The 12,259-nt window shown below is 73.6% G+C and carries 8 protein-coding genes; 4 read left to right on the forward strand and 4 right to left on the reverse strand.

Annotated features, from left to right (window positions below; genetic code table 11):
* Positions 1 to 33: 33 nt before the first annotated feature.
* From ACFU6K_RS14980 to ACFU6K_RS14995, 4 genes are all read right to left on the reverse strand, one after another.
* Positions 34 to 2,424 (reverse strand): ATP-binding cassette domain-containing protein, encoded by a 2,391-nt coding sequence (locus ACFU6K_RS14980; protein WP_380663224.1) that lies wholly within the window; start codon positions 2,422 to 2,424, stop codon positions 34 to 36.
* Between the two features lie 198 nt (positions 2,425 to 2,622).
* On the reverse strand, positions 2,623 to 3,036 hold the full coding sequence (locus ACFU6K_RS14985) for a VOC family protein (protein WP_380663226.1): 414 nt from the start codon (positions 3,034 to 3,036) through the stop codon (positions 2,623 to 2,625).
* A 181-nt stretch (positions 3,037 to 3,217) separates the two neighbouring features.
* A complete protein-coding gene (locus ACFU6K_RS14990; RefSeq protein ID WP_380663227.1) occupies positions 3,218 to 4,441 on the reverse strand; it encodes a C40 family peptidase in 1,224 nt (407 codons plus the stop codon).
* Between the two features lie 237 nt (positions 4,442 to 4,678).
* A complete protein-coding gene (locus tag ACFU6K_RS14995) occupies positions 4,679 to 5,929 on the reverse strand; it encodes a cytochrome P450 (RefSeq protein ID WP_380663229.1) in 1,251 nt (416 codons plus the stop codon).
* A 452-nt stretch (positions 5,930 to 6,381) separates the two neighbouring features.
* On the opposite strand from ACFU6K_RS14995, the gene ACFU6K_RS15000 reads away from it, so the two are divergent.
* The 4 genes from ACFU6K_RS15000 to ACFU6K_RS15015 all read left to right on the forward strand — a co-directional run.
* A complete protein-coding gene (locus ACFU6K_RS15000; RefSeq protein ID WP_380663233.1) occupies positions 6,382 to 8,409 on the forward strand; it encodes a HelD family protein in 2,028 nt (675 codons plus the stop codon).
* A 263-nt stretch (positions 8,410 to 8,672) separates the two neighbouring features.
* Positions 8,673 to 10,310 (forward strand): acyclic terpene utilization AtuA family protein, encoded by a 1,638-nt coding sequence (locus ACFU6K_RS15005; protein ID WP_380663235.1) that lies wholly within the window; start codon positions 8,673 to 8,675, stop codon positions 10,308 to 10,310.
* Positions 10,307 to 11,905 carry an acyl-CoA carboxylase subunit beta gene (locus ACFU6K_RS15010; protein WP_380663230.1) on the forward strand — a complete coding sequence of 533 codons (1,599 nt, stop codon included), beginning with the start codon at positions 10,307 to 10,309 and terminating at the stop codon, positions 11,903 to 11,905. The genes ACFU6K_RS15005 and ACFU6K_RS15010 overlap by 4 nt, the downstream gene beginning before the upstream one ends.
* A 13-nt stretch (positions 11,906 to 11,918) precedes the next feature.
* The coding region (locus tag ACFU6K_RS15015; RefSeq protein ID WP_380663232.1) for a biotin carboxylase N-terminal domain-containing protein at positions 11,919 to 12,259 on the forward strand (341 nt) is incomplete at its 3' end.

Below are 12,259 nucleotides of genomic sequence, written 5' to 3' on the forward strand. Positions count from 1 at the left end.
CTCCTCGGCGGCTCCGGCCGGGCCGGGTACGGCTCAGCCCAGGTACCGGGCCAGCGCCTCGCCGGTCAGCGTGGACCGGGCGGCGACCAGCTCGGCCGGGGTGCCCTCGAAGACCACCCGTCCGCCGTCGTGGCCGGCGCCCGGGCCGAGGTCGATGATCCAGTCGGCGTGCGCCATCACCGCCGGGTGGTGCTCGATCACGATGACCGACTTGCCGGACTCGACCAGCCGGTCCAGCAGCCCCAGCAACTGCTCGACGTCGGCCAGGTGCAGGCCGGTGGTCGGCTCGTCCAGCACGTAGACGCCGCCCTTGTCCGCCATGTGGGTGGCCAGCTTGAGCCGCTGGCGCTCGCCGCCGGAGAGCGTGGTGAGCGGCTGGCCGAGGCTCAGGTAGCCGAGCCCGACGTCGGCCAGTCGCTCCAGGATCCGGTGCGCGGCCGGGAGCTTCGCCTCGCCCGAACCGAAGAACTCCTCCGCCTCGGTCACCGACATCGCCAGCACCTCGGCGATGTCCCGCCCGCCCAGGTGGTACTCCAGCACCGCCGGCTGGTAGCGCTTGCCCTCGCAGTCCTCGCAGGTGGTGGCCACCCCGGCCATCATCGCCAGGTCGGTGTAGACCACCCCGGCGCCGTTGCAGGTCGGGCAGGCGCCCTCGGAGTTGGCGCTGAACAGGGCCGGCTTCACGCCGTTGGCCTTGGCGAAGGCCTTGCGGACGGGTTCGAGCAGCCCGGTGTAGGTGGCCGGGTTGCTGCGCCGGGAGCCCTTGATCGCCCCCTGGTCGACCGAGATCACGCCTTCCTCAGTAGCCCCCGACCGTCGGCACAGTGAACCGTGGATCAGCGAGCTCTTGCCGGAGCCCGCCACCCCGGTGACCACCGTGAGCACCCCGAGCGGGACGTCCACGTCCACGTCCCGCAGGTTGTGGGTGCTCGCGCCGCGGATCTCCAGCGCTCCGCTGGGCTTCCGTACGGCCTCGCGCAGCGCCGTCCGGTCGGACAGGTGGCGTCCGGTCACCGTGCCGCTGGCGCGCAGCCCCGCCACGTCGCCCTCGTAGCAGACCGTGCCGCCGGCCGTACCGGCCCCCGGGCCGAGGTCGACCACGTGGTCGGCGATCGCGATGGTCTGCGGCTTGTGCTCCACCACCAGCACCGTGTTGCCCTTGTCCCGCAGGCGCAGCAGCAGCCGGTTCATCCGGTCGATGTCGTGCGGGTGCAGGCCGGTGGTGGGCTCGTCGAAGACGTACGTGGTGTCGGTGAGCGCGGAGCCGAGGTGGCGGATCATCTTGACCCGCTGCGCCTCGCCGCCGGACAGCGTGCCGGAGGGGCGGTCCAGCGAGAGGTAGCCGAGGCCGATCTCCACGAAGGAGTCGAGGGCCTGCCGGAGCGTGCCGAGCAGCGGCGCCACCGAGGGCTCGTCGAGCTCGCGGACCCAGGCGGCGAGGTCGCTGATCTGCATCGCGCAGGCGTCGGCGATGCTGATCCCGGCGATCTTCGAGGAGCGGGCCGCCGCGCTGAGCCGGGTGCCCTCGCAGTCGGGGCAGGCGGTGAAGGTCACGGCCCGCTCCACGAAGGCCCGGATGTGCGGCTGCAGCGCGTCCTTGTCCTTGGAGAGCATCGACTTCTGGATCTTGGGGATCAGGCCCTCGTAGGTGAGGTTGACGCCGTTGACCTTGACCTTGGTCGGCTCCCGGTACAGGAAGTCCTGCATCTCCTTCCTGGTGAACTTCCGGATCGGCTTGTCCGGGTCGAGGAAGCCCGAGTTGGCGTAGACGCCGACCGTCCACCAGCTGTCGGTCTTCCAGCCGGGGATGGTGAACGCGCCCTCGGAGATCGACTTGCTGTCGTCGTACAGCTGACCGAGGTCGATGTCCGAGACGCTGCCGCGGCCCTCGCAGCGCGGGCACATGCCGCCGGTGATGCTGAAGCTGCGCCGCTCCTTGACCGTCTTGCCGCCGCGTTCGACGGTGACGGCGCCGGCGCCGCTGATCGACGGGACGTTGAAGGAGAAGGCCTTGGGGGAGCCGATGTGCGGGGTGCCGAGGCGGCTGAACAGGATGCGCAGCATCGCGTTGGCGTCGGTGGCGGTGCCGACGGTGGAGCGCGGGTCGGCGCCCATCCGCTGCTGGTCGACGATGATCGCGGTGGTCAGGCCTTCGAGGACGTCCACCTCGGGGCGGGCCAGGGTGGGCATGAAGCCCTGGACGAAGGCGCTGTAGGTCTCGTTGATCAGCCGCTGGGACTCGGCGGCGACGGTGTCGAAGACCAGCGAGCTCTTGCCCGAGCCGGACACCCCGGTGAACACCGTCAGCCGGCGCTTGGGGATGTCGATGCTGACGTCCTTGAGGTTGTTCTCGCGCGCGCCGTGCACGCGGATCAGGTCGTGGCTGTCGGCGACGTGCGGCTGCGCGTCCGTCCGCTTGGGCATCGTTCTCTTCGCTCCCTGGCTCTCGGCGGTCTCTCGGCGGTCTCTCGGGGGTCTCTCCGGGGGGAGGCCCCGGCGGGCCCGCCCCGCGGCCGCCGTCGGTGTGCTCGAACCCTTCGATCCAACCATCGATCCGGCCGGGATCGAACGGCTTTCGGGTACGGCCGACGGCGGGCGGAGCGGGCCCCGGCGCCCTCGGGCTCAGCCGAGCTCGTTGAAGCGGACCATGTTGCCCGCCGGGTCGCGGAACGCGCAGTCGCGGACGCCGTACGGCTGCCTGGTCGGCTCCTGGACCAGCTCGGCGCCGCCGGACTTCAGCCGGTCGAAGACGCCGTCCAGGTCGCGGGTGCCCAGGACGACCCGGGCGTAGGTGCCCTTGGCCATCATCTCGGTGATGGTCCGCTGCTCCTCCTCGGTGCGGCCCGGGTCGGCGGAGGCCGGCTCCAGCACCAGGGAGACGTCCGGCTGCCCGGCCGGGCCGACGGTGATCCAGCGCATCGGGCCGCCGCCGACGTCGCTGCGCACCTCGAAGCCGAGCAGGTCGCGGTAGAAGGCGAGGGAGGCCTCGGGGTCGGTGTGCGGGAGGAAGGTCCAGTGAATGGTGATGTCGCTCATGACCGCAACGCTAGGCGCGCACCCCGGCCGCGCGCTTCTCGAATCCTGATCGCTTCCCGTCCCTCCCCGGGGCCGCTCCCCGGGGCCGCTCCCCGGGGCGTTCCCCGTGGCGTTCCCCGTGGCGGAACGACCGGGCCGGCCGCCTCGGGGGAGACGGCCGGCGCGGGTCGGAGCATGGTTCCTAGCAGTCGGGGATGGTCGTGCCGTTGTTGTCCTTGGCGGTGTCGTTGCCCCAGCGGGAGAGGTAGAACGCGGAGACCCACTGCCCCGCGGGGCCGCCGTCGGCGTCGGTCTTCAGCCACCAGTGGTTGACGCTGCCGCCGTTGGAGACCTCGCGCCCCCAGGCCTTGCAGTAGACGTAGTTCGTCCCCTGGTTCAGCGTCCCGGTGGCGTTGGTGGAGGTCGGCGAGGAGTAGACGCTCGCGCCGGCGAAGGTGTCCACCCAGTACTTGCCGGTGGCGGGCGGGGTGCCGCCGCCGGGGCAGGTGGGGATGGTCGTGCCGTTGTTGTCCTTGGCCGTGTCGTTGCCCCAGCGGGAGAGGTAGAACGCGGACACCCACTGGCCGCCGGGGCCGGAGTCCGGGTCGGTCTTCAGCCACCAGTGGTTGAAGGCGCTGCCGTTGGAGACCTCGCGGCCCCAGGCCTTGCAGTAGACGTAGTTCGTGCCCTGGTACAGCGTCCCGGTGCTGGTGGTGGAGGTCGGGGAGCCGTACACCGGCGCGTTGGCGAGGGTGTCCACCCAGTACTGGCCGCTGTTCGACGGGGGCGTGGTCGGCGGCGGGGTGGTGGAGCCGGGGCCGTACAGCCGGATGGCGCCGTAGTAGTCGCCGTGCGAGGAGAGCGCCGCCACCTGGACGTAGCCGCCGGAGTAGGGGGCCTCGACTATCCAGCCCTGCCCGAGGTACATCGCGACGTGGTGGATGGTGGAGGCGGTGTTGCCGAAGTACACCAGGTCGCCGGGGAGCAGCGGTGCGGTGCCGTCCGCCCGGTAGTAGCGGGCGACGGCGCGGGAGGTCGGCCACTGGGTCCGCGTGGTGCCGTTGATGACGTCGTCGCCGACCGCCAGGTCGTAGGCGTAGCGGACCATGCCGGAGCAGTCCAGGCCGCGGACGTTGCAGTCGTTGGGGGCGCCGTTGGCGGGGTCGCAGAGGCCGTACGTCGGGCCGGGCTGCGAGCCGTGGCCGCCGCCCCACGAGTACGGGGTGCCGATCAGCCCGCAGGCGGAGCGGACGGCGGCGGTCGCCTGCGGCGCCGCACCGGTGGAGAGCACCCCGCAGGCGGGCGCCGCCTCGGCCGCGCCGGCGCCGGCGAAGAACACGCCGACCGACACCAGCAGCGACAGCAGGGCCGCCCACCGCAGCGGGGCGACCAGCCACCGCGACAGAACGTTTACGCGCGTAGTCATGGTCGCGAATACTTCCGGAACCGCTGACTCCGGGTCAATGGTCCTGTCCCCCATAGCTCCTGTGGTCCGCACACTTGCCGGTGTGCAGGTCACGGGCACGACTACCGGCAACTCGGGGGCAGCCCGCCGCGGACTTGCCGGAGCGGCCGCCGGGCCGGCGCTCTGGCCCGCCGACGAGGGTTCAACCCGCCGTCGGGCCAGGTCACTTCACCGTCCTTCCGCCTCCGGGGCGGGACGTCACGCGGAGGCGGCCCGGGCGGGCGTCGGGACGACCCAGAGCTCGGCCGGGCCGTTGATGATGGCGGACTCCAGCCGGGCCGGCGCCGGGCGGGAGGCGTCCAGGGCGCTGTCGGGGTAGGCGCCGAACAGGCCGTCCAGGGCCACTTCGGCCTCCAGCCGGGCCAGGGGCGCGCCGAGGCAGAAGTGCGGGCCGTAGCCGAAGGACAGGTGGTCCTTGTCGGGGCGCGTCGGGTCGAAGTCGTCCGGCCGGTCCGGGTGGACCTCCGGGTCCCGGCCGGCCGCGCCGAAGCCGAGCAGGATCGGCTCGCCCCGCCGGATGACCACGCCCTCGCCCAGGTCGACGTCCTCCAGCGGGTAGCGGAGCGGGAGGTGCATCGCCGGGCTCTCGTAGCGCAGGGTCTCCTCGACGACGTCCTCCCAGCCGAGGGCGCCCGCGCGGACCTGGGCCAGGTGGCGGGGGTGGGCGAGGAGGGCCAGGACGGCGCTGGTGACGAGGTTGACCGCGGTCTCGTACCCGGCGCCGAGCATCAGGAAGAGGATGTCGCGGGACTCCTCCTCGCTGCGGCCCGTCCCCTCGCCGGTGCCGACGGCGGCCACGTCGCTGGCGAGGTCGGGGCCGGGGTCGCGCCGCTTGAGCGCCAGCAGTTCGGTCAGCACCACGTTGATCTCCGCCCGCGAGAGCGTCATCTGCTCGTTCGTGGCCGTCGTCGTCACCAGGATGTCCATCGCCGTGCCGATGGGGTGCCGCATGTCGGCGGGTACGCCGAAGAGGTCGCAGATCACCGTCATGGCCAGCGGGCGCGACAGGGCGCGGCGGATGTCCACGGCCTCGCCGGGGCCGAGCCCGCGGAACGCGCCGACCAGGTCGGCGGTGGTCCGCTCGATCCCGGGCCGCAGCGCGGACACCCGGCGGGGCGCGAACGAGGGCGCCATCCGGCGGCGTGCCGAGCGGTGTTCGCCGCCGTAGAGGTTGAAGAAGTTCTGCTGGAACGCGATCGGCCCCATCGGCCAGCCCTCGGGCACCGAGGCCAGGCCGGGCCAGTGCTTGCGCGGGTCGCGGGAGATCCGCGGATCGCCGGTCAGGGCGCGGATCACCGAGCTGCGGGTCACGGACCAGGCGATGATGCCGCCGGGGAGTTCGACCCGCACGGCGGGTCCGGCGGAGCGGAGCTCGGCGTTCTGCCGGTGCGGGTCCCGGGCGGTCATGTCCAGCACCGGGCAGCGGCTGTCGTCTGGATCTGGAGGCATGGTGTTGCTCCTCGGGATCTCTCGGGGTGCCCCGGTGGACCGTGCCGGGGCACGGCCCACCGTGTCCGGGGCCTGTGCTCCGTTGTAGAGGGGCACGGCGCGGCCGTCAACGGGGCCGCGGCGCGCCCGGGGGATTCGGCGCCGGTCGCCGCGCCGGACCTCCCCCCTTTTCCCGGGCGCGGCCCGATATCACCGGCGTCCGGGGGCGGGCCCGCCGATAAGGCATACGGGCAACGGGAAGGCAAATCGGCGATATGCGGAACGACGGAATGCGCGATAGGCCGTACGGTCGGCCGTCGTGGAATCGGTCGTAAGGCCACGGCTTCACCAGGTAAGTCAAGACTTACCTTCGAGGGGCTTCGACCGTATGGTGTGGCTCGAATCGAAGGAGCCCCCTGGTGTCGAAAACGAATGATCCCGTGGTGCGCGCGGTTGCGTCGGAGCGGGATTACGTGTCCTCCCTGTATGAATTTCTCACCGAGCGGCTTTCCGAGGCGCGAATGCACCGGGCGGGTCTGCTGAAGGCCCCGGCGGAAAGCGCCGGCGAGGTGTACGAGAGGGAAATCGCCGCCGATCGCCTGGCCAGGGAAATCGGCCGACTGGAGGGCGCCGAAAAGGGCCTGGTCTTCGGGCGGATCGACTGGACGGACGGCACGGCCCTGCGCATCGGGCGGATCGGACTGCACCGGGAGGAGGACGACCTGCCCCTGCTGGTGGACTGGCGTGCGAACGCGGCGCGGCCGTTCTACGAGGCGACACCGGTCCACCCGATGGACCTGCGGCGGCGCCGGCACCTGCGCCTGGAGGAGCGCACGGTCGTCTCGGTGAGCGACGAACTGCTGGACGGGAGCGCCCCGACCGAGGAGGACGTCGTGGGGGACGGCCCGTTGACCGAGGCGCTGTCGGCGCGGCGTACGGGCCGGATGCAGGCGGCCGTCGCCACGCTGCAGGCCGAGCAGGACGAGGTCGTCCGCTCCGCCCACCGCGGGGTGACCGTGGTGCAGGGCGGGCCCGGCACCGGCAAGACGGTGGTCGCCCTGCACCGGGCGGCCTACGTCCTGTACGCGTTCCCGCGCGCCGCGGAGGAGGGCGTCCTGGTGGTGGGCCCGAACGCCCGGTTCCTCGACTACATCTCCCAGGTCCTCCCCTCGCTCGGAGAGAACGACGTCGTCCTGGCGACCTGCCGGGAACTGGCCGGCGTGTCGCCGGACGCGGCGGACCCGTTCGACACGGCGCGGCTCAAGGGCGGCGCCGAGCTCGCCGACGCCCTGGCAGGCCTGCTGCGCGTCCACCAGGCCCCCGCCGGCGACTTCACCGTGCGGGTCGGACGGGAGCCGGTCCACCTGACCGGCGAGGAGGTCGCCACGGCACGCGACGCCGCCGTGGCGGCCGTACCGGGGCACAACCCCGCGCGCCAGGTGTTCAAGGAACTCCTGGTCGACGCCGTCACCGACGCGCTGCAACGGGACATGGGCGACGTCCTGGAGCGGATCGACGCCGACACCGTCGCGATGACGGGCCTGGACCTCGACCGGTTCACGGGAGCGGCCCAGCACCGAGCCGAAGGCGCGGCCGACTCGGGCCCGGCCCACGAGCTGGACCTGGACGCCCTCCGGGCCGATCTCCTCGACGACGCCGGCCTCGACCGGGCGGTGGAGGCGCTGTGGCCGCGGCTGGCACCCGGCGACCTCGTGCGGGCGCTCCTGACGGACGCCGGCGCCCTCGCCGAGCAGCTGCCCCGGCTGACCGCGCAGGAGCGGTCCCTGCTGCTGCGCGGTCCGGACGCCCCGTGGACCGATGCCGACGTGCCGCTGCTGGACGAGGCGGCGAGCCTGGTCGACGGCCCTCCCGAGCGCACGTACGGGCACGTCGTCGTCGACGAGGCGCAGGAACTGACCGCCATGCAGTGGCGGATGATCGTCCGCCGCTGCCCGGCGAGGGCGATGACGCTGGTGGGCGACTTCGCCCAGGCGGGCCCGGTCGCGACGGCACGCGACTGGAGGGAGGCGCTGGCCCCCCACGTCGGACCGCGGTTCAGGCTGCACGACCTGACCGTCAGCTACCGCACCACGCAGGAGATCCTGGAGAGCGTCCGGGGCCTGCTCGCGCGGATCGCCCCGGACCAGAAGCCCACCCGGTCCCTGCGAAGCGGCGAGGGCCCCCGCACCGTGACCACGCCCCCGGACGGGTTGGCCGCCGCCGTCCTCCGGGAACTCCGCGCCCAGAGCGCCGCGCACCCGGGCGAGCTGCTGGGAGTGGTCTGCGCGGACAGCAGGGTGGGGGAGCTGACGGCCCGGGGCGTCGCCCGCCACGCGCGCGTCGTGCCGGCGTCCGAGGCGCGCGGCCTGGAGTTCGACGGGGTCCTCGTGGTGGACCCCGAGGAGATCACCACGGCCCGCCCCGGCGGGGAGCGGGACCTGTACGTGGCCCTGACCAGGGCCACCAAGCGCCTCTGCACGATCACCGTCCAGCCGGCCTGACGCGCCCCGGCGCCCGCGCCGCCGCCGCGGGCGCACCCGGCGCGGTACGGACGCCGCGGCGCGGGCGGGTACACCGGATCGCTGAAAACAAGCAAGCGTGATTGCTTTTTTCTGCGGGCGGTGCCACGCTGCTGGCGGTGGCGCCCGACCGAGGGCGCGCCCAACTCACCGGCAGGGGAGGCGCATTGGTGCGCGACGGCGCGGTACTGCGGATCGGCAACGCCTCGGGGTTCTACGGGGACCGCTTCGCCGCGGTGCGGGAGATGCTCACCGGCGGGCCACTGGACGTGCTCACCGGGGACTACCTGGCCGAGCTGACCATGCTGATCCTCGCCCGGGACCGGCTGAAGGACCCGTCGCTCGGCTACGCCCGGACCTTCCTGCGCCAGATGGAGGAGTGCCTCGGCCTGGCCCGCGAGCGCGACGTGAAGATCGTGGTCAACGCGGGCGGCCTCAACCCGGCCCGGCTCGCCGAGGAGCTGCGCGCGCTGGCCCGGCGGCTCGGCGTCGAGGCGGCCGTCGCCCATGTCGAGGGTGACGACCTGCTCCCGCGCCGGGCCGAACTCGGCCTGCCCGAGGGACTGTTGGCCGCCAACGCCTACCTCGGCGGGTTCGGTGTCGCCGCCTGCCTGACCGGCGGCGCCGACGTGGTGGTGACCGGCCGGGTGACGGACGCGGCGCTGGTCGTCGGCCCCGGGATCGCCCGCTTCGGCTGGACCCCGGAGGACCTGGACGCCCTGGCCGGCGCCGTGGTGGCCGGGCACGTCCTGGAGTGCGGCGCCCAGGCGACCGGCGGCAACTACGCCTTCTTCCACGAGCACGACGTGACCCGCCCCGGCTTCCCGCTGGCCGAACTGCGCGCCGACGGCTCCAGCGTGATCACCAAGCACCCGGGCACCGGCGGCGCCGTCACCACCGGCACCGTCACCGCCCAACTCCTGTACGAGACCGGCGGACCGCGCTACCTCGGCCCGGACGTCACGGCCCGGCTGGACACCGTGCGGCTCACCGAGGAGGGCCCGGACCGGGTCCGGATCGACGGCGTGCGCGGCGAGGCCCCGCCGCCCACCCTGAAGGCCGGTCTCAACCGGCTCGGCGGCCACCTCAACGAGGTGGTGTACGTCCTCACCGGCCTGGACATCGAGGCCAAGGCCGCCCTGGCGGAGCGGCAGTTCGCCGACGCCCTGCCGCCCGCCGCCCGCCCCGCCGAACTGCGCTGGACCCTCGTGCGCACCGACCACCCGGACGCCGCCACCGAGGAGACCGCCTCCGCGCTGCTGCGGCTGACCGCCCGTGACCCGGACCCGGCCCGGGTCGGACGCGAACTCGGCAGGGCCGCCGTCGAATCGGGGCTGTCCGGGTACCCGGGCTTCCACCTCACCGCCCCGCCCGGACCGGGCACGCCGTACGGGGTGTTCAGCGCCGTGTCCGTCGACCCGAAGGCCGTCGAGCACACCGCCGTCCTGCCGGACGGCCGCCGGATCGCCGTACCGCCGGCGCCCGTCACCGGTCGCTCGGACCAACCCGCCTGGCCCGACCGGGAGTTGCCCGCCCCGCTCCCCGGGGGCCCGACCCGGCGGGCCCCGCTCGGCCTGGTGGCCGGCGCCCGCAGCGGGGACAAGGGCGGGGACGCCAACCTCGGCCTCTGGGCCCGCTCCGAGGACGGCTGGCGCTGGCTGGCGCACGTCCTCACCGTGGAGAAGCTGCGCGAACTCCTGCCCGAGGCCGCCGAGTTGCCCGTCACCCGGCACCTGCTGCCGAACCTGTGGGCGGTCAACTTCACCCTCACCGGCCTGCTCGGCGAGGGCGTCGCCGCCCGGCACCGCTTCGACCCGCAGGCCAAGGCCCTCGGGGAGTGGCTGCGCGCCCGCCACCTCGACATCCCGGAGGTCCTGCTGTGACCGTCCTGCCCACCCGCGTCGACCCGGCCGGGCCCGAGTACGCCGGGCACCGCGCCGCGATGGTCGCCAAGCTCGCCGAGCTCGACGCCGAGCACGCCAAGGCGCTGGCGGGCGGCGGCCCCCGGTACGTGGAGCGCCACCGCGAGCGCGGCAAACTGCCGGCCCGCGAGCGGATCGAGCTGCTGGTCGACCCGGACTCCCCGTTCCTGGAGCTGTCCCCGCTGGCCGCCTGGGGGAGCGATTACCCGGTGGGCGCGGCCCTGGTCACCGGCATCGGGGTGGTCGAGGGCGTCGAGTGCGTGATCACCGCCAACGACCCGACGGTGCGCGGCGGCGCCAGCAACCCCTGGACCCTCCGCAAGGCCCTGCGGGCCAACGAGATCGCGCTGGAGAACCGGCTGCCGCTGGTCAACCTGGTCGAGTCCGGCGGCGCCGACCTGCCCAGCCAGAAGGAGATCTTCATCCCCGGCGGCGCCCTGTTCCGCGACCTCACCCGGCTCTCCGCCGCCGGAGTCCCCACCGTGGCCGTGGTGTTCGGCACCTCGACGGCCGGCGGCGCCTACGTGCCCGGCATGTCCGACCACACCGTGCTGGTCAAGGAGCGCGCGAAGGTCTTCCTCGGCGGCCCGCCGCTGGTGCGGATGGCCACCGGCGAGGAGGCCGACGACGAGTCGCTCGGCGGCGCCGAGATGCACGCCCGGGTCTCCGGGCTGGCCGACCACGTCGCGGCGGACGAGGCGGACGCGCTGCGGATCGCCCGCCGGATCGTCGCCCGGCTCGACCACCGCAAGCCCGGCCCCGACCCGGACCGGAGCGCCGAGCCGCCCGTGTACGACGAGGAGGAACTGCTGGGCATCGTCCCGGGCGACCTCAAGGTGCCCTTCGACCCGCGCGAGGTGATCGCCCGGATCGTCGACGGCTCCGACTTCGACGAGTTCAAGCCGCTCTACGGCACCAGCCTGGCCACCGGCTGGGCCCGCCTGCACGGCTACCCGGTCGGCGTCCTGGCCAACGCCCAGGGCGTGCTGTTCAGCCAGGAGTCCCAGAAGGCCACGCAGTTCATCCAGCTGGCGAACCGGCGGAACACCCCGCTGCTGTTCCTGCACAACACCACCGGCTACATGGTCGGCAAGGACTACGAGCAGGGCGGCATCATCAAGCACGGCGCGATGATGATCAACGCCGTGGCCAACTCCACCGTCCCGCACCTGTCCGTGCTGATGGGCGCCTCCTACGGGGCCGGCCACTACGGCATGTGCGGCCGGGCGTACGAGCCGCGCTTCCTCTTCTCCTGGCCGAGCGCCAAGTCCGCCGTGATGGGCCCGCAGCAGCTCGCCGGGGTGCTGTCGATCGTCGCCCGGCAGTCGGCCGCGGCGAAGGGCCGGCCGTACGACGAGGACGCGGACGCGGCGATCCGGGCGATGGTCGAGCAGCAGATCGAGGCCGAGTCCCTGCCGGTGTTCCTGTCCGGCCGGCTCTACGACGACGGCGTCATCGACCCGCGCGACACCCGTACGGTGCTCGGCCTCTGCCTGTCCGCGATCCACAACGCGCCGGTCGAGGGCGCGCGTGGCTACGGCGTCTTCCGGATGTGAGGGACCCCAGACGATGATCACCAACCTGCTGGTCGCCAACCGGGGCGAGATCGCCCGCCGGGTCTTCCGGACCTGCCGGGAGCTCGGCATCGCGACCACCGCCGTCCACTCCGACCCGGACGCCGGCGCCCCGCACGTGCGCGAGGCCGACGCCGCCGTCCGGCTGCCCGGCGCCGCGCCCGCCGACACCTACCTGCGCGCCGACCTGATCGTCCGGGCCGCGCTCGCCGCCGGGGCCGACGCCGTCCACCCCGGGTACGGATTCCTGTCCGAGAGCGCCGACTTCGCGCGGGCCGTGCTGGACGCGGGCCTGGTCTGGGTCGGCCCGCCGCCGGCCGCGATCGCCGCGATGGC

Origin of the sequence: Kitasatospora sp. NPDC057512, assembly GCF_042802135.1 — a bacterium.
GTDB lineage: Bacteria > Actinomycetota > Actinomycetes > Streptomycetales > Streptomycetaceae > Kitasatospora.

What these genes read in the sequence shown, in the direction of transcription:
- ACFU6K_RS15005 (WP_380663235.1), top strand. Translation starts at nt 8,673, where the DNA reads ATGCTCACCGGCGGGCCACTGGACGTGCTCACCGGGGACTACCTGGCC.
- ACFU6K_RS14990 (WP_380663227.1), bottom strand. Translation starts at nt 4,441, where the DNA reads ATGACTACGCGCGTAAACGTTCTGTCGCGGTGGCTGGTCGCCCCGCTG.
- ACFU6K_RS14995 (WP_380663229.1), bottom strand. Translation starts at nt 5,929, where the DNA reads ATGCCTCCAGATCCAGACGACAGCCGCTGCCCGGTGCTGGACATGACC.
- ACFU6K_RS14980 (WP_380663224.1), bottom strand. Translation starts at nt 2,424, where the DNA reads ATGCCCAAGCGGACGGACGCGCAGCCGCACGTCGCCGACAGCCACGAC.
- ACFU6K_RS14985 (WP_380663226.1), bottom strand. Translation starts at nt 3,036, where the DNA reads ATGAGCGACATCACCATTCACTGGACCTTCCTCCCGCACACCGACCCC.